This window comes from Streptomyces sp. NPDC101118 (genome assembly GCF_044759445.1).
Classification (GTDB): Bacteria; Actinomycetota; Actinomycetes; order Streptomycetales; family Streptomycetaceae; genus Streptomyces.
The window spans coordinates 181,948-198,008 of record NZ_JBIVZG010000005.1 but is presented as its reverse complement, the minus strand read 5'-3'; the positions used below and the strand labels follow the sequence as shown (position 1 = coordinate 198,008).

18 protein-coding genes are annotated in these 16,061 nt (G+C 71.6%); 6 read left to right on the top strand and 12 right to left on the bottom strand.

Annotated features, from left to right (window positions below; translation table 11 throughout):
• Nucleotides 1-6: 6 nt before the first annotated feature.
• Both ACIQUQ_RS12030 and ACIQUQ_RS12025 read right to left on the bottom strand, forming a co-directional pair.
• Nucleotides 7-405, bottom strand: coding sequence for a thiol-disulfide oxidoreductase DCC family protein (locus tag ACIQUQ_RS12030; protein WP_403974256.1), 399 nt, complete (start codon nt 403-405; stop codon nt 7-9).
• Nucleotides 406-408: 3 nt separating this feature from the next.
• On the bottom strand, nt 409-813 hold the full coding sequence (locus ACIQUQ_RS12025) for a hypothetical protein (RefSeq protein ID WP_403974253.1): 405 nt from the start codon (nt 811-813) through the stop codon (nt 409-411).
• 198 nt (nt 814-1,011) lie between these two features.
• Between ACIQUQ_RS12025 and ACIQUQ_RS12020 the strand changes: the two genes are divergently transcribed.
• A complete protein-coding gene (locus tag ACIQUQ_RS12020; protein ID WP_403974251.1) occupies nt 1,012-1,584 on the top strand; it encodes a hypothetical protein in 573 nt (190 codons plus the stop codon).
• A 75-nt stretch (nt 1,585-1,659) separates the two neighbouring features.
• Here ACIQUQ_RS12020 and ACIQUQ_RS12015 read toward each other — a convergent pair whose 3' ends face one another.
• The 6 genes from ACIQUQ_RS12015 to ACIQUQ_RS11990 form a co-directional block, all read right to left on the bottom strand.
• Nucleotides 1,660-2,166, bottom strand: coding sequence for a Uma2 family endonuclease (locus ACIQUQ_RS12015; protein ID WP_403974531.1), 507 nt, complete (start codon nt 2,164-2,166; stop codon nt 1,660-1,662).
• Nucleotides 2,167-2,251: 85 nt separating this feature from the next.
• A complete protein-coding gene (locus ACIQUQ_RS12010; RefSeq protein WP_399946329.1) occupies nt 2,252-3,010 on the bottom strand; it encodes a succinate dehydrogenase iron-sulfur subunit in 759 nt (252 codons plus the stop codon).
• The gene (gene sdhA, locus ACIQUQ_RS12005; RefSeq protein ID WP_403974249.1) at nt 3,010-4,764 is read right to left on the bottom strand and encodes a succinate dehydrogenase flavoprotein subunit; all 1,755 of its coding nucleotides are present in this window, start codon (nt 4,762-4,764) and stop codon (nt 3,010-3,012) included. The genes ACIQUQ_RS12010 and sdhA overlap by 1 nt, the downstream gene beginning before the upstream one ends.
• Nucleotides 4,765-4,790: 26 nt before the next feature.
• A complete protein-coding gene (locus ACIQUQ_RS12000; RefSeq protein WP_399946334.1) occupies nt 4,791-5,270 on the bottom strand; it encodes a succinate dehydrogenase hydrophobic membrane anchor subunit in 480 nt (159 codons plus the stop codon).
• Between the two features lie 5 nt (nt 5,271-5,275).
• Nucleotides 5,276-5,656 carry a succinate dehydrogenase, cytochrome b556 subunit gene (sdhC, locus tag ACIQUQ_RS11995; protein WP_403974246.1) on the bottom strand — a complete coding sequence of 127 codons (381 nt, stop codon included), beginning with the start codon at nt 5,654-5,656 and terminating at the stop codon, nt 5,276-5,278.
• Between the two features lie 234 nt (nt 5,657-5,890).
• Nucleotides 5,891-6,418 carry a 2-oxo-4-hydroxy-4-carboxy-5-ureidoimidazoline decarboxylase gene (locus ACIQUQ_RS11990; RefSeq protein WP_403974528.1) on the bottom strand — a complete coding sequence of 176 codons (528 nt, stop codon included), beginning with the start codon at nt 6,416-6,418 and terminating at the stop codon, nt 5,891-5,893.
• Between the two features lie 419 nt (nt 6,419-6,837).
• Here ACIQUQ_RS11990 and ACIQUQ_RS11985 point away from each other — a divergent pair, with 419 nt between their 5' ends.
• Nucleotides 6,838-7,503: an RNA polymerase sigma factor gene (locus ACIQUQ_RS11985; RefSeq protein WP_399946336.1), complete on the top strand. Its 666-nt coding sequence runs from the start codon at nt 6,838-6,840 to the stop codon at nt 7,501-7,503.
• Nucleotides 7,503-8,609, top strand: a complete 1,107-nt coding sequence (locus tag ACIQUQ_RS11980) for a hypothetical protein (protein ID WP_403974243.1) — start codon at nt 7,503-7,505, stop codon at nt 8,607-8,609. Before ACIQUQ_RS11985 ends, ACIQUQ_RS11980 begins: the two co-directional genes overlap by 1 nt.
• A 172-nt stretch (nt 8,610-8,781) precedes the next feature.
• Here the strand turns inward: ACIQUQ_RS11980 and ACIQUQ_RS11975 are convergent, their stop codons facing one another.
• Nucleotides 8,782-9,627 carry a peptidoglycan-binding protein gene (locus ACIQUQ_RS11975; RefSeq protein ID WP_403974240.1) on the bottom strand — a complete coding sequence of 282 codons (846 nt, stop codon included), beginning with the start codon at nt 9,625-9,627 and terminating at the stop codon, nt 8,782-8,784.
• A gap of 148 nt (nt 9,628-9,775) precedes the next feature.
• Between ACIQUQ_RS11975 and ACIQUQ_RS11970 the strand changes: the two genes are divergently transcribed.
• The 3 genes from ACIQUQ_RS11970 (at nt 9,776) to ACIQUQ_RS11960 (ending at nt 12,566) form a co-directional block, all read left to right on the top strand.
• Nucleotides 9,776-11,356 carry a methylmalonyl-CoA mutase gene (locus tag ACIQUQ_RS11970; RefSeq protein ID WP_403974238.1) on the top strand — a complete coding sequence of 527 codons (1,581 nt, stop codon included), beginning with the start codon at nt 9,776-9,778 and terminating at the stop codon, nt 11,354-11,356.
• Between the two features lie 121 nt (nt 11,357-11,477).
• Nucleotides 11,478-12,125: a leucine efflux protein LeuE gene (gene leuE / locus ACIQUQ_RS11965; protein ID WP_403974236.1), complete on the top strand. Its 648-nt coding sequence runs from the start codon at nt 11,478-11,480 to the stop codon at nt 12,123-12,125.
• A 111-nt stretch (nt 12,126-12,236) separates the two neighbouring features.
• The gene (locus tag ACIQUQ_RS11960) at nt 12,237-12,566 is read left to right on the top strand and encodes a hypothetical protein (protein WP_403974234.1); all 330 of its coding nucleotides are present in this window, start codon (nt 12,237-12,239) and stop codon (nt 12,564-12,566) included.
• On the opposite strand, the gene ACIQUQ_RS11955 is transcribed toward ACIQUQ_RS11960, so the two are convergent.
• Genes ACIQUQ_RS11955 through ACIQUQ_RS11945 form a run of 3 tightly spaced genes read right to left on the bottom strand, consistent with a single transcriptional unit; the run spans nt 12,563 to nt 16,010 of the window.
• Nucleotides 12,563-13,681 carry an acyltransferase family protein gene (locus tag ACIQUQ_RS11955; RefSeq protein WP_403974232.1) on the bottom strand — a complete coding sequence of 373 codons (1,119 nt, stop codon included), beginning with the start codon at nt 13,679-13,681 and terminating at the stop codon, nt 12,563-12,565. The two genes, ACIQUQ_RS11960 and ACIQUQ_RS11955, sit on opposite strands and share 4 nt — an antisense overlap.
• The gene (locus ACIQUQ_RS11950) at nt 13,678-15,036 is read right to left on the bottom strand and encodes a polysialyltransferase family glycosyltransferase (protein ID WP_403974229.1); all 1,359 of its coding nucleotides are present in this window, start codon (nt 15,034-15,036) and stop codon (nt 13,678-13,680) included. The genes ACIQUQ_RS11955 and ACIQUQ_RS11950 overlap by 4 nt, the downstream gene beginning before the upstream one ends.
• Entirely contained in the window at nt 15,036-16,010 is a 975-nt protein-coding gene (locus ACIQUQ_RS11945; RefSeq protein WP_403974226.1) for a glycosyltransferase family 2 protein, read from the bottom strand. Before ACIQUQ_RS11945 ends, ACIQUQ_RS11950 begins: the two co-directional genes overlap by 1 nt.
• Nucleotides 16,011-16,061: the final 51 nt, after the last annotated feature.

Sequence of the window (16,061 nt, the reverse complement as noted above, 5' to 3'; positions counted from 1 at the left end):
CCGAGCCTATCCGGGTACCGCGCACCGATCATCACAGCGCGTCGTGCTTTCCCGCACCTTGGCCGCGGCGAGCATCGTGGCGCGGGCGAAGGGCATGCCGGCCGGGGTGGCCAGCCAGCGGGCCCGGGGCCGGTGCTCGGCCAGGGCCCACAGGCACATGATGAAGGCGTGGGCGCCGGTGTAGACGGCTCCCTGGTCGCTGACCACCGTGATCTCGCGGAGCGTCGCCTCGTGGTCGAGCTGCGGGAAGCGGCGCCGGGCCTCGAAGGAGGCGGCCGGCACCAGGGCCAGCGGGACCAGGCGGCGCTGCCCGAGCAGCCAGTTGCGCAGGTGCACGCAGAGCGGGCACTGGGCGTCGTAGAGGACCGTCAGGCTCCGTACGGGCCTCGGCCGGGCCGTGGTCACGGCTCAGGCCCCGGCCGGAGCGGTCCAGCCCTGGGGCTGCACCGGCGGGGTGTTGTCCCGCTCCATGATCCCGCGGCGGCGCATCTTGTTGAGCACCCAGACGTTGCCGAGGTGCATCACGCCGAGGACGAGCAGGACGACGCCGAGCTTGGCCGAGAGCGCCTCGAAGAGGCGGGCCGCGTCGGGGATGTCCTCCGCGGCCTTGAGGTAGAGGCTGACGAAGCCGAGGTTGACCAGGTAGAAGCCGACCACCAGCAGGTGGTTCACGGCGTCCGCGAGCTTCTCGTTGCCCTGGAGCACGTCGGCGATGAAGATCCGGCCGTTGCGGCTGAGCGTGCGTGCCACCCAGATGGTGAGGCCGACGCTGATGAGCAGGTAGGCGATGTAGGCGACCACAGTGAGGTCCATGACCCCACCCCCCTCTTGAACGTGTTCAAAGTGCTTGCAAGAAGGACTGTAGCCCTGTCTTTGAACACGTTCAAGCCCGGAGTTGAACATGTTCAGCAAGGGGTGTCGCAGAAGGGGCGGAATCGGGATGCATATGATCAACACGCCCCGCGCGCCGACCACGCGCGGGCCGACCGATCGACACCCATGGGGGGAACCATGAACCTTCGCCGTGCCATGGTGGGCCTTGCCGTGCCCGCCCTGCTCCTCGGTGCGCCCGGTGCGGCCGGCGCCGCCGCCGCGCCCGAGCCGCCCGCCGACCCCTTCGCGGCCTGCACCGCGCACGACGCCTACCCGAAGACCCGGATGACCACCGAGCTGGTGGGCCTGCCCGAGGAGGTGCCCGCCGGCACCTGGACCCCGTTCACCTTCCGGGTGAAGAACACCTCCACCGGCACGCTGAAGGCGGTCGGCGTGCAGGTGGACGCCGGCGTCACGCAGTACAGCCCGGTCCGCGAGCAGCGGAAGACCGTGGTGCAGTGGTGGGACAGGACGGCCCGCCGCTGGCAGCCGCTGACCATCAGCCACCTCGCCTTCCAGGCCGTCCCGGTGTCCGTGAAGGCGGGCGCCGTCAAGGACGTCAAGATGCGGATCAAGGTCGCCGGCGGGGCGGGCGAGGGCGCCGGCGACGCCATCGAGGCGGGCCGCTACATCACCTCGGGCAACACGTGCGGGTACGCCAACACCATGCACCTCTACACCTTCACGGTCCCGCCGAAGCCGGCGGCCTGACCTTCGCGCAGTGGAGCGAGAGGCTCCTCCCCCGGCGATCCGGGGGCGGGGCCTCTCGCGGTGCGTCGGCGGCCCCTAGGCGGTGCGCGGGGAAGCGGCCCGCAGGATCTCCGCGACGTCGAGGGTGACCTTGGCGCCGATCGACTCCGGCAGCGTGACCAGCTCGCCGGGGGCGTGCACGCGGTGGGTGTCGTACCCGTCGGCGACCGGATCGGTCAGCACGTGCAGGCGGTTGTGCCTGCGGTCGACGATCACGTAGACGGGGACCTTGGCGTTGCCGTAGGCACGGACCTTGCCGCGCAGGTCGTTCTCGTGGTTGCTGGACGTCACTTCGAGGACGAGCCGGAAGACCGGAGGGGCGTAGCAGTTGTTCTCGACGAGGTGTTCCTCGAAGTCCGCATCGACGATGCACAGGTCGGGGATGGCGTAGTCCGACGGCCCGGCGGGCAGCCAGAGGCCGATGGCCTGGACCACCTCGGACTCGCCGTCGTCCAGGCCCGCGTTCAGGAAGGGGCGCATGAGCTTGGTCAGACCCCTGGCGTGAGCATCATCGTAGGGCGGTGAGGGGCTCAGAGGCCGGATCTCGCCCGCTCACCCGGACGGGCGAGGGCCCCGCGCCCGGCCTGAAGCCGGGTGCGGGGCCCTCGTGCGAGCGGGACCGGGAGGGTCAGAAGCGGCGCGTGATCAGCGCGCGCTTGACTTCCTGGATCGCCTTGGTGATCTCGATGCCGCGCGGGCACGCGTCGGTGCAGTTGAAGGTCGTGCGGCAGCGCCACACGCCGTCCTTGTCGTTCAGGATCTCCAGGCGCTGCTCACCCGCCTCGTCACGCGAGTCGAAGATGAAGCGGTGCGCGTTGACGATCGCCGCCGGGCCGAAGTACTGGCCGTCGTTCCAGAACACCGGGCACGAGGACGTGCACGCGGCGCACAGGATGCACTTGGTGGTGTCGTCGAAGCGCTCGCGGTCCTCGGCGGACTGCAGGCGCTCGCGCGTCGGCTCGTTGCCCTTGGTGACCAGGAACGGCATGACGTCGCGGTAGGCCTGGAAGAAGGGCTCCATGTCGACCACGAGGTCCTTCATCACCGTCAGGCCCTTGATGGCCTCGACCGTGATCGGCTTCTCCGGGTTGATGTCCTTGATCAGCGTCTTGCAGGCGAGCCTGTTCTTGCCGTTGATCCGCATCGCGTCGGAGCCGCAGATGCCGTGCGCGCACGAGCGGCGGAAGGTCAGCGTGCCGTCGAGCTCCCACTTGATCTTGTGGAGGCCGTCGAGCACCCGCTCCTTCGGGTCGATCTCGATCTGGAAGTCCTGCCACTCCGCCTCGGCCGAGACCTCGGGGTTGTAGCGGCGGATCCGGAAGGTGACCGTGATGTACGGGGAGGCGGCGGACTCCGCCTCAACCTTGTCCAGGGTCGGGGTAGCCATCAGTACTTACGCTCCATCGGCTGGTAGCGGGTGGTGACGACCGGCTTGTAGTCGAGGCGGACCGAGTCCGTGCCGTCGTCGCCGACCTCGCGGTACGCCATGGTGTGGCGCATGAAGTTGACGTCGTCGCGGTTCGGGTAGTCCTCGCGGTAGTGACCACCGCGGGACTCCTTGCGGGCCAGGGCGGACACGGCCATGACCTCGGCCAGGTCGAGCAGGTTGCCCAGCTCGATGGCCTCCAGCAGGTCCGTGTTGAACCGCTTGCCCTTGTCCTGGATCGAGACGTTCTTGTACCGCTCGCGCAGCTCGGCGACCTTCTCGACCGCGGTCTTGATGGTCTGCTCGGTGCGGAACACGGACACGTTCGCGTCCATCGTCTCCTGGAGCTCGTTGCGCAGGTCGGCGACCCGCTCGTGGCCCGTGGAGGAGCGCAGCTTCTCGACGAGGTCGACCACGAGCCGGGCCGGGTTCTCCGGCAGCTCCACGTAGTCGTTCTCGGCGGCGTACTCGGCCGCGGCGATGCCGGAGCGCTTGCCGAACACGTTGATGTCCAGCAGCGAGTTGGTGCCCAGGCGGTTGGCGCCGTGCACCGACACGCAGGCCACCTCGCCGGCGGCGTACAGGCCCGGGACGACCGTGGTGTTGTCCGAGAGGACCTCACCCTGGACGTTGGTCGGGAGGCCGCCCATGGCGTAGTGCGCGGTGGGCTGGATCGGGATCGGGTCCGTGTACGGCTCGATGCCGAGGTACGTACGCGCGAACTCGGTGATGTCCGGGAGCTTGGCGTCCAGCTGCTCCGGCGGCAGGTGCGTCAGGTCCAGGTACACGTGGTCGCCCTCGGGACCGCAGCCGCGGCCCTCGCGGATCTCCGTGTAGATGGAGCGCGAGACGACGTCACGGGACGCGAGGTCCTTCATGACCGGCGCGTACTTCTCCATGAAGCGCTCGCCGTCCTTGTTGCGGAGGATGCCGCCCTCACCACGGGCGCCCTCCGTCAGCAGGATGCCCATGCGCCAGATGCCCGTCGGGTGGAACTGGAAGAACTCCATGTCCTCCAGCGGCAGGCCGCGCCGGTAGCAGGCCGCCTGGCCGTCACCGGTGAGGGTGTGCGCGTTGGAGGTCACCTTGAAGAACTTGCCGTTGCCGCCGGAGGCGTAGATGACGGCCTTCGCCTGGAAGACGTGGATCTCGCCGGTGGCCAGCTCGTACGCGACCACGCCGGCCGAGTGCTTGACGCCGTCGACCTCGGTGATCAGCTGGTCCAGGACGTAGAACTCGTTGAAGAACTCCACGCCCTCCTTGACGCAGTTCTGGTACAGCGTCTGGAGGATCATGTGGCCGGTGCGGTCCGCGGCGTAGCAGGACCGGCGGACCGGCGCCTCGCCGTGGGCACGCGAGTGACCGCCGAAGCGGCGCTGGTCGATCATGCCGTCCGGGGTGCGGTTGAACGGCAGGCCCATCTTCTCCAGGTCGAGGACCGCGTCGATGGCCTCCTTCGCCAGGATCTCGGCGGCGTCCTGGTCGACCAGGTAGTCACCGCCCTTGACCGTGTCGAAGGTGTGCCACTCCCAGTTGTCCTCCTCCACGTTCGCCAGCGCGGCGGCCATGCCGCCCTGCGCGGCGCCCGTGTGGGAGCGGGTGGGGTAGAGCTTCGTCAGCACGGCGGTGCGGCTGCGCTTGGTGGCCTCGATGGCGGCGCGCATGCCGGCGCCGCCGGCGCCGACGATGACGGTGTCGTACTTGTGGATCTTCATGAGATTTTTCGCCTCAGCCCCGTTGCCTAGCGGATGTTCGGGTCGAAGGTGAAGATCACCAGCGTGCCCAGAAGGATGGTGAACACCGTGGCGGTGTAGAGCAGGCCCTTCAGCCACAGCCGCGTGTTGGCGCGCTCCGCGTAGTCGTTGATGACGGTACGCAGGCCGTTCGCGCCGTGCAGCATCGCCAGCCACAGCATCAGCAGGTCCCAGACCTGCCAGAACGGCGAGGCCCAGCGGCCCGCGACGAACGCGAAGCCGATCTTCGAGACGCCGCCGTCGAGCACCAGCTGGATCAGCAGGTGGCCGATGACCAGGACGACCAGGACGATGCCCGAGAGGCGCATGAAGAGCCACGCGGCCATCTCGAAGTTGCCGCGGGTGGCGCGGGGCGTCTTGGACGTGCGCTTGCGCGGGGCCTCGATGTACGGGGCCGGGTTCTCGGCGTCGTACAGGCCCACGGCCTCGACGTCACCGAGCGCGGAAGAAGAGGTGTCAGCAGACATCAGCGTCACTTCCCGAACAGTTCAGCAGCTGCGTGGCCGAGGACCGGGGCGATGGCGCAGGCCATCAGCACGACCCAGACGCCCACGACGGTCCAGAGCATCTGCTTCTGGTAGCGGGGGCCCTTGGACCAGAAGTCCACGGCGATGACACGGAGTCCGTTGAGCGCGTGGAAGAGGATGGCGGCGACGAGGCCGTACTCCAGCAGCGCGACAATCGGGGTCTTGTAGGTAGCCACGACATCGTCGTACGCCTCGGGGGAGACGCGGACGAGAGCGGTGTCGAGGACGTGTACGAACAGGAAGAAGAAGATGAGGACGCCGGTGACTCGGTGAGCCACCCACGACCACATGCCTTCCCGGCCGCGGTACAACGTTCCAGCCGGCACGGAAAACCCTCCGGAAGCGAGGCGAGGGCCGCCGGCTTCTTTGTCGGTCGGGCCCGGCCGGGTACGGTCCACCGGCCCCCGACATCGTAGCGACGAGTTGTCGGTTCCCTCGCCCGGGGTCCGACGGTGTGATCAAACCGGCAGGCAAAGCGCCCCGGACGGACCATCCGACCAGCGCATAACGGGCACTTCCGGGGCAAGCTGCCCAGGATTCCGCCCTGTGAGTCCGTCAGGTCAGCGTGCCGGTGTGTCAGGTCCGCAGAAAGTCAGGTCCGCGCCGAGCGTCGCCCTCAGCCGGCCGCGTGCCAGCCGCCGCAGTTCGTCCGCCGCGACCGACCGCTCCTCGTCCTTCTCGTGGCCGAGCCGCGCCCTGATCCCGGCCAGCACCTGGGCCGGGTGCTCCGCCGCGGGGATCCCGTCCAGGCAGATGACGAAGGCGTACCCGAAGGTCGCCTCGTACGCCGCGTGCGCCGCCCGCAGCGCCAGGTGCGCCGCGGGCGGGGCGCCGTGGTGCAGGTCGGCCGAGGCCTCGTCGGCCAGCGCCTCCGCGAGATCGGCCTGCGAGAGGTCGTACCCGGCCTCGTCGGCGGCGGCCAGCAGCGCCTCCAGGTCCGGGTAGGGGCGGTGCTCCGCCACCCGGTGCGCCCAGCGGCGGCTGCCGCAGCACTCCAGCAGCGCGGCCTCGGCGGCCGCGACGGAGGCGGTGTTGAACCAGGCGAGCCCCGGGGCGCCGCGGACCTGTGCCGGAATCGGACTGGACAGCGGGGGGCTCCTCGGGGCGGGACGGGGGTGTGCCGCAACGCTATCGAGGGCCCGCGGAGGTCATGCGCCCGATCCGGGGATTTCACTCGGAAGAGTCCGGAGGTCCGCTGGAGCGGGGGAACCTGGTGCCCGGGTGGCCGCGATCATGGCCGGGTCCGTACGGTGGTCCCGGCGGGACGTGAGAGGGTCCGGAAGGCGACCGAGGCCGCCACCCCCCACAGGAGAGGCCCCGGCCGCCGTCCGTTACGGGCTCGTGCGACAAGCCCGTATACCTGTCAGCGTCCGGACTGCGTTTTGTGTCACACCTCGCTTCGCGCACAGATGGTTGCTGGTTGTACAAGACGTGGACGAGAGGTACTTGAAAGCCGTAACGTGCTGATTTGCGCAGGACGTAACAGGACAGTGAACGGGTTGGGGACTTGCTGGGGGACGACGCGGAGCTGACCGCCGCGGTGCTCGCGGCACAGGACGGCGACGAGAGCGCGTTCCGGACTGTGTACCGCACGGTGCACCCGCGCCTGCTCGGGTACGTACGCACGCTCGTCGGCGATGCGGAGGCCGAGGACGTCACGTCGGAGGCGTGGCTCCAGATCGCCCGCGACCTCGCCACGTTCAGCGGCGACGCCGACCGGTTCCGGGGCTGGGCCGCGCGCATCGCGCGCAACCGGGCCCTCGACCACATACGCATGCGCGGCAGACGCCCCGCGGTGGGCGGCGACGAGACCGAGCTGACCGGCCGGGCCGCCGACTGCGACACCGCGGGCGAGGCCATGGAGGCGCTCGCCACCGGCAACACCATGGCCCTGATAGCCAGGCTGCCCCAGGACCAGGCCGAGGCCGTCGTCCTCCGCGTGGTGGTCGGACTCGACGCGAAGAGCGCCGCCGAGACCCTCGGGAAGCGCCCCGGAGCCGTGCGCACCGCCGCCCACCGCGGGCTGAAGAAGCTCGCCGAACTGATGGGCACCGAGTTCGGCGATAATGCCGGGGACCTGGACGCCGTACCGGCGCAGCGCGGCCCCGGCCGCGGTGACGGGGGGCGGACCGGTGTGACGCATTCCCGTTGGCGGACGCAGAAGGACATGTGATGGCCGACGATCGCTACGACTGGCTCGACGGGGCCGCGGCGGAACAGCTGCTGCGCGGCGAACCCGTCCTGCCCGCGGGCGACGCGCACGGCCGAGCCGAAGCGGCCCGTCTGGCCGACGCCCTCGCCTCGCTCGTACCGCCCGCCCGCCCCGGCACGGAGCTGCCCGGGGAGGCCGCCGCCGTGGCCGCATTCCGGGCCGCGCGCGCCCAGGGCACGGCCGGCCACCAGGGCGTACGCGCCGTGGGGACCCCCGTGGAGCCGGTCGAACTCGCCCCGCTGACCGGCCGCCCCGCAGGCGACCGGCGCCCCCGGTCCCGCTCCGCGCGCCGCTCGCTGCGCTTCGGACTGGCCGCCGCCGTCGCCGGACTGACGATCGGCGGCGTCGCCGCGGCCGCGACCACCGGTCTGCTGCCCGACATGCCGGTGATCGCCGGCCCCGAGCCTTCGGTCTCCGTCTCCCTGGAGCCCTCGCCGGAGCTGACCGGACCCACCGCGGACACCATCGGCGGTACGGGCGAACCGGTCACCCCGCGCCTGCTCCCCGACACCCCCGGCGCGGACCCCTCGGGCACCCCGTCCGCAGGCGGCGCCACCACGGGACCCGGCGCGACGGCCGGCACCCCGAGCACCCGGGACCCCAAGGCCAAGGACGCCGGCGGCACGAGCGCGGGCTCCACCCAGGAGTCCAGCACCAAGCTCCGTGCCGGCTGCAAGGACCTGCAGGCGGGGCGGCTCGACCGCGAAGGCCGGCTCGCTCTGGAGAAGGCCGCCCGCGGCACCCGGCTGGAGAGCTACTGCGCGAAGCTGCTCGGCACCGGCGGCACCGGCGGCACGGGCGACCGTGACGGCCAGGACGACCGCGAGCGCCCCGGCGGCGGCACCGGCGAGACCGGTGGCGGCACGGGCGGCGGCACGGGCGGCGGCACGGGCGGGACCGGCGGCGGCAAGGGCGGCTCCACCACCCTCGGCTTCTCCACGAAGCTCACCAAGACCACCGTGCGCGAAGGCGCCGGGACCGCGGGCGCCACGGCGGAGAACACCGGGCAGCCGACCCCGGAACCGAGCGCCACGGCATCCTCCGCGCCGGCTTTCGCGAGCCGGTGACGAGGGGCTGTAACACTTTTCGAGCCCCCGGCGCAGTACATAACGAGCCGACTGGTCATCGGCGGCGCGTGAGCCGGGGTTCCCCCCGTACCCCTGGGCTCCGCGCACCCGGCGCGGGCGGGGCACGTTCCCCCGGCCCCGTCCGCGCCACCAATCCTTCAGACCTTCTCCGTCACCAGTAGACGACCACCTTGTCGCCGACCTTCACCTGGTCGAAGAGTGACGACAGCTTCGCCTTGTCCCGCACGTTCACACAGCCGTGCGAGGCTCCCGCGTAGCCGCGGGCCGCGAAGTCGGCCGAGTAGTGCACGGCCTGGCCCCGGCTGAAGAACATCGCGTACGGCATCGGCGTGTGGTACAGCGTCGACGTCCACTCCCGCGCCTTCCACTCCACGCTGAACTGGCCCTCGCGGGTGGGCGTGTTCTCGGAGCCGAAGCGCACGTCGAAGGCCATCTGGACCTTGCCGTCGATCATCCAGGCGAGGGTCCGGCTCTCCTTGCTGATGCACATGACGCGGCCCGACATGCAACGCGGGTCCGGCGTGTCCAGCTCGTTGGTGGTCGGCGGGCGCAGCTCGTTCTCGGTCGGCCTGCGCGTCATCGCGACCAGCTTGTCCCAGGTGGCCTGGTCGACGTTGCCGGTGGCCGGGAGCGTGCGCTTCTCCTGGAAGCCGCGCACCGCGGTGCTGGTGATGGACCCGTAGAAGCCGGTGGGGGAGCGCTTGAAGTAGTCCAGCTGCTTCAGCCGCGCCTGGAGCTCGCGGACCTGCTCGTTCTCCGTGCCCTCGGCCATCAGGGCCTTCGGTGCCGGGGAGGACGAGGCCGACGGCGACGCGGACTCCGACGGGGCCGCGGACGCGGAGGGCCCCGGCTTGTCGTCCTGGGAAGGGCTCGTGCTCGGGGCGGCCGTCCCGCTGCGGCCGGCGCTCGGCTTCGTCGTGCCGGCGCCCTCCGCCTTCTGCGGCCCGCATCCGGCCGCGACCGCGACGGCCATCGCCGCGACGAGCGCTCTTCCCATGACTCTCTGGCGGTGCATGTGTTGCCCCCCGATTTCTGCGTGTTTGTACGTAGGGATGCTTCCCGGGCGCGCGTGGTTGCGAACGGCGCCGTAGCGGGACAGGTTGTACCAGTACGCGGCTCATGAGCTCTACGGAGGAGCGATAACAATGGCGCGGCAGTCGGAGTCGGGCATCCCCATCGAGCCGGTGTACGGGCCGGAGGCGCTGCGGGACTGGGACCCGGCGGAACGCCTCGGGGAGCCGGGCGCCTACCCGTTCACCCGCGGGGTCTACCCGACGATGTACACCGGACGGCCCTGGACCATGCGCCAGTACGCGGGGTTCGGCACGGCCGCCGAGTCCAACGCCCGGTACCGCCGGCTGATCGAGGCGGGCACGCACGGACTGTCCGTCGCCTTCGACCTGCCCACCCAGATGGGCCACGACTCCGACGCGCCCATCGCACACGGAGAGGTCGGCAAGGTGGGCGTGGCCGTCGACTCCGTCGAGGACATGGCGGTGCTCTTCGACGGCATCCCGCTCGACCGGGTCTCCACCTCGATGACCATCAACGCGCCCGCCGCCGTGCTCCTGCTGCTCTACCAGCTGGTGGCGGAGGAGCAGGGGGTGCCCGCCGACCGGCTGACCGGCACCGTCCAGAACGACGTGCTGAAGGAGTACATCGCGCGCGGGACGTACATCTTCCCGCCCAAGCCGTCCCTGCGGCTGACCGCGGACGTCTTCCGGTACTGCCGGGCCGAGATGCCGAAGTGGAACACCATCTCCATCTCCGGCTACCACATGGCGGAGGCCGGGGCCACGCCCGCGCAGGAGATCGCCTTCACGCTGGCGGACGGGGTGGAGTACGTGCGCACCGCCCTCGCGGCCGGCATGGACGTCGACGACTTCGCCCCGCGCCTGTCCTTCTTCTTCGTGGCCAGGACCACCCTCCTGGAGGAGGTGGCCAAGTTCCGGGCGGCCCGGCGGATCTGGGCCCGGCTGATGCGCGAGGAGTTCGGCGCGCGCGACCCCAAGTCGCAGATGCTGCGCTTCCACACCCAGACGGCCGGGGTCCAGCTGACGGCCCAGCAGCCGGAGGTGAACCTGGTCAGGGTGGCGGTCCAGGGGCTCGCGGCGGTGCTCGGCGGCACCCAGTCCCTGCACACGAACTCCTTCGACGAGGCCATCGCCCTGCCGACGGACAAGGCGGCGCGGCTGGCGCTGCGCACCCAGCAGGTGCTGGCGTACGAGACGGACGTGACCGCCACCGTCGACCCCTTCGCCGGGTCCTACGTGGTCGAGCGGCTGACGGACGAGGTGGAGGCGGCGGCCCTCGCCCTGATGGAGCGGGTCGAGGAGATGGGCGGCGCGGTCGCCGCCATCGAGCGCGGCTTCCAGAAGGGCGAGATCGAGCGCAGCGCGTACCGGATCGCCCAGGAGACCGACCGCGCCGAGCGGGTGGTGGTGGGGGTGAACCGCTTCGCGCTGGACGAGGAGGAGCCGTACGAGCCGCTGCGCGTCGACCCGGCCATCGAGGCCCGGCAGGCCGAGCGGCTGGCCCGGCTGCGCGCGGGGCGGGACGGCGGTGCGGTCGCGGCGGCGCTGGCGGAGCTGCGGCGGACGGCGGCCGGCACGGACAACGTGCTCTACCCGATGCGGGAGGCGCTGCGGGCCCGGGCCACGGTCGGGGAGGTGTGCGGGGCGCTGCGGGAGGTGTGGGGCACGTACGTCCCGGCGGACGCCTTCTGAGGCGTCGGCGCGGGGCGGTGCCGGCGCCCTGACGCACGGCTCCGGCCTGCGGCTGTACAGGTGCGTCTCACGGTATGGAAATGTCTCCGGAGGTGTCGTACCCGCGTGCGACACTCGCGGAATGCTGGGTGTGACCGATCTTCCGACCTATCTCGCCGGCCTGGTGCTGATCATTCTGCTGCCGGGGCCCAACTCGCTGTACGTGCTGTCCGTGGCCGCCCGCCGCGGCGTGCGGACGGGCTTCAAGGCGGCCGCCGGTGTGTGGACCGGCGACACCGTGCTGATGGTGCTGGCCGCGGCCGGTGCGGCCTCGCTGCTCCAGGCCAACCCGGTGCTGTTCGGCGTCGTGAAGTACCTGGGCGCGGGCTACCTGGCGTGGCTGGCCGTCGGCATGATGCGCGGGGCCTGGGCGATGTGGCGGGAGCGGAAGGCCCGGCAGGAGGAGATCATGACCGGCGAGCCGCCGGCCGACTCCGAGCGCCCGTACCGGCGCGCGCTGCTGATCAGCCTGCTCAACCCCAAGGCCATCCTCTTCCTGCTGTCCTTCTTCGTGCAGTTCGTGGACCCGGACTACGCCTACCCCGCGCTGTCCTTCCTGCTGCTCGGCGTCCTGACGCAGGCGGCCAGCGTGCTCTACCTCTCGGTGCTGATATTCGGGGGCACCCGCCTGGCCGCCGCCTTCCGTCGCCGCAAGCGCCTCTCCGCCGGCGCCACATCCGCCGTGGGCGTCCTGTTCCTGGGCTTCGCGGCCAAGCTGGCCACCGGCTGACGCCTCCCTCGGCGCGTGTGCCGCGGATCTGACCCGTGCGGGTGATCCGTCACGGGACCGCTCCTACGCCCCCGGCCAGCCGTGTTCTCTGTCCTCGGGAAGGAGCCCGCTGTGGCCGGAACACTGCATGCAAAGTCGGTGGCGAACGCCGCCCGTAGTCTCTGGGACGAGCTGCCGGGGCTTCGAGTGGAGCTGCTCAACGGGACCATCATCGTCTCGCCCGTGCCCGACGGCCCGCACCAGCTGACCAGGTCCGGGATCCCTGTCTATGTGGTGGTGGACCGCAGGCATGACGAGGTCCAGGTGCTCACCGACCCGGTGGTCGGCGACTACCGCACCCGGTCCGTCTATCGACGCGGCCAGTCCTTCGGCCCGCCGGCGAGCGTCGGCATCCAGTTCGAACTATCCGTCGCGCGGGTGCTGGACGGCGGCGACGGTTAGCCCAGCGCCTTGCGCAGGCGCGGGGTCAGCGGGCGTTCCACCCAGCGGTGGAGGAGCCAGGCCACGGCCAGCATGCCGGTGACCGTGGTCCAGAGGACCAGGGCCGGCGGGAGGTCCAGGTGGCGGCGCAGGACGCGGATCGCCACCCAGCCCAGGTGCTCGTGGACCAGGTAGAACGGGTACGTCAGGGCGCCCGCGACCGTCAGCCACCGCCAGTCCGCCCAGCCGAGGCGCCCCAGCGCGATCAGGGCCACGGCCACGAAGCCGGCCGTCACCACCGCGACGATCACCGCCGCGCTGCGGTACGAGAAGAACCGCGGGTCCGGCGCGTGCCACAGGCCCGCCACCGCGTAGTGCTGGCCGATCAGCCAGCCGCTCGCCGCCACGCCCCAGGCCAGGACGTCCCGCCGGTCGCGGTGCACCAGGTACAGCCCGATGCCGCCGACGAAGAAGGGCGCGTACTCCGGCATCAGGGCCTGCGTCAGGAACGGCTGGCCGGCCGCGTCCGCAAGGGCCGCGGCCAGGGTCCACACCCCGCAGAACAGCAGCGTCCGGCGGCGCCCCCCGCCCGGCAGCACCACGCACAGCGCGAAGAGCGCGTAGAAGCGCAGCTCCGCCCAGAGCGTCCAGCACACGCCCAGCACCCGCTCCGCGCCCACCGGCTGCTGGAGCATCGTCAGGTTCACCAGCACGTCGCTGAGCCCCAGCCGCTCGTACGGCAGCCAGGGCAGCGCGAAGACGGCCGTCACCAGCACGACCGCCGCCCAGTACGCGGGGTAGAGCCGGGCCACCCGGGAGGCCAGGAACGACCGCAGCGGCCGCTCCCAGGCGCTCATGCAGATCACGAAGCCGCTGATCACGAAGAAGATCTGGACGCCGAGGCAGCCGTACGCCAGCCAGGGCGAGGCCGTCGGGAACAGCTCCCGCGGCGAGGCGCCCCAGGACCCGGTGACCTCGCCGCCCCGGCCGGCGTAGTGGTACCCGGCCACCATCAGGGCGGCCAGCAGCCGCAGCCCGTCCAGGGCCCGCAGCCGGCCGCCCCGCGCGGGTACGGGCCGCCGGTCCGGTATCGCCGCGGGTGCGGCGGGGGCCGTCGCCCGAGCCGGGGCCGTCACCCCAGCGCCGCCCGTCGCAGGTGCCGCACCCGGCGCACCACGCGCCGCACGGCCGGGCTGCGCGGGATGAACGCCAGCTGCGCCGGGACCGCGCCCGGCAGTCCCAGCGCGGTCAGCCGCCGACGCTTGAAGTACCGCCAGGTCCGGTCGTCCAGGCGCGTGGCGAGGTACCGCTCCGCGTCGGCCCGCCGGCCGGTCAGGATCTGCGCCTGCATCGCGTACCCGACGGCCGTCACCAGCGACGACAGCTCGGCCACCGCGGCCGGCCCCGGCGGGGTCCAGCCCTGCACGGCGGCCGGCTCGGCCAGCTCCGGCAGCAGCGCGTCCACGATGGTCAGCGGCACCCGGTTGCTGTTCTGGTACGGGGTGACCCGGTCCAGCAGCGGTGCCGTGCCGGTCCTGGCGACCGGGATCCCGTACAGGGTCGAGGCGGTCAGCAGCCCCGTCGAGAAGCAGCCGGCCACCAGCGCCGGGCGCAGCCGCTGGTACAGCACCTCGGCCAGCACCGGGGTGTCGACCACCGTCAGCCGGGCGCCCAGGCGCTCCGCCTCCTCCTCGACCCGGCGCGACCAGCGGGCCGGGGCGCTGGGGTGGGGCTTGAAGACCAGTTCGCCGTGGCCCAGCGCATGGGCGCCGCGGACCAGCCCGACGTGCAGCTCCTCCTCTTCCTCGGCAGTGAGCAGCCCGAGCGCGGACAGGTACTGGCCGAGCAGCACGGCCGGCGCCTGTCCGATCCCGAAGTCGTCGGCGTCCGCGGCGTCCTCGGCGAGTTCCGCCAGCACCTTCAGGAAGGACTCCGCCGGCACCAGCTCCGCGGGCACGCCGAACTCGGTGAGCAGCAGCGGTTCGAGGCCCGGCACCAGGTCGAGGTGGAGCAGCCGGCGCACCCGGCCGCCGATCTGCGGGTCCAGCTTGTTGCGGGTGGGCCCGTAGCTCATCAGCCCGTCGGCGTACACCTCCACCGGCGCGCCCGGGAAGAGCTGGACCACGGCCTGCGCCGGGGCGACCTGGATGGACTCGACGACCAGCTCGACCCGGTCCTCGCCGAGGTCCCAGAGCCGGCGCAGCTGCCGCTCCCACAGCGGGGCGTCCTCGGTCCTGGGCAGCCAGCCGGACGGGTGGAAGGGCTCGATCGTCGCGTTCCAGTCGAGTACGTCGTCGAAGCGCGTCCGCAGCCGCTCGAAGCCCGGCATCGCGGCCGGCCCCGGCGTGGTCTCGGGCACGGCCGCGTTGTTGCTGACCAGCAGCACCCGGCGGTCGGCGGCCCGGAAGCGGCCCGCGTCCAGGGCGGCTGCGAGGGTGGCGACCCCGTACAGGGTCGAGGCGAGGAAGACCTGGGTGGTGCGCGCGGCCATCAGACGGCCACCCCCGCCACGGGGCGGCGGCGCAGCCGGCGCAGCAGCACGGCGCGGGGCACGTCCATCGAATCGAGGGCCTCGTCGAGAACGTCCTGCGGCATTCGTTTCAGGGCGGCCGCGCTCATGCTGCGGAGTTTCTTGGCCACGGCCGGTTCGAACCTTTCGATGGAACCCACGTGGTGGGAAATGATGGCGCAATACGTTCGAACTGCCTTCGGCAGCAGAAGGGCGGCATCGGGGTCCTGTGCGGTTTCCGTCAATACCTGGTCGAAGGCCCGGATGAAATCGAGCTGGCGTACGTCGCCGATCTGTGTCAGCGAGGTCGCGACCCCCCGCCGGTAGAAGATCCCCGGCAGGCCGACCGCCGCGAAGGACTCCGCCTCCCGGTGCAGCCGCCAGATCCACGGCCGGTCCTCCGCGGTCCGCAGCCCGTCCGTGAAGTGCAGCAGCCCCCGGTCCACCAGCCGCCGGTGGTACATGCCGGCCCAGGCGTACGGGTAGTCCACCGACGTCGACCGGTCGGCCGGCAGGATCGCCGCGCGCGGGGAGGTCACCTCGCCCTGCGGCCCGTGCGGGACGCGCTGCACCAGCCGTGCCGTACCCGTGCACTGAACATGGTCGATGCGGACGAAATCGCAGCTCAGAGCCTCGATCGCGGCCAGTACGCGGCCCAGGTGGCCCGGCGCCAGCCAGTCGTCGCCGTCCATGAAGGTGAGGTACTCGCCGCGGGCGGCGTCGATGCCGGTGTTCCGGGCGGTCGCCAGGCCGCCGTTCACCTCGTGTCTGACGTACACCGCCCCGGGCAGCTCGCGCTCCGCCCGTTCCAGCAGCTCGGGCGTCCCGTCCGTGGAGCGGTCGTCGACGAGGATGAACTCGAAGTCCTCCCGCGCGTTCGCGCGCAGGCTTCTGATGGCGTCTGGTGCGTATGTCTGCACGTTGTAGAACGGCACGACGACGGAGAGCTTGACCACCCGCGTGACACTAGGACTTGGTGCGGCATTCACCATGGACCGTGCACGGAC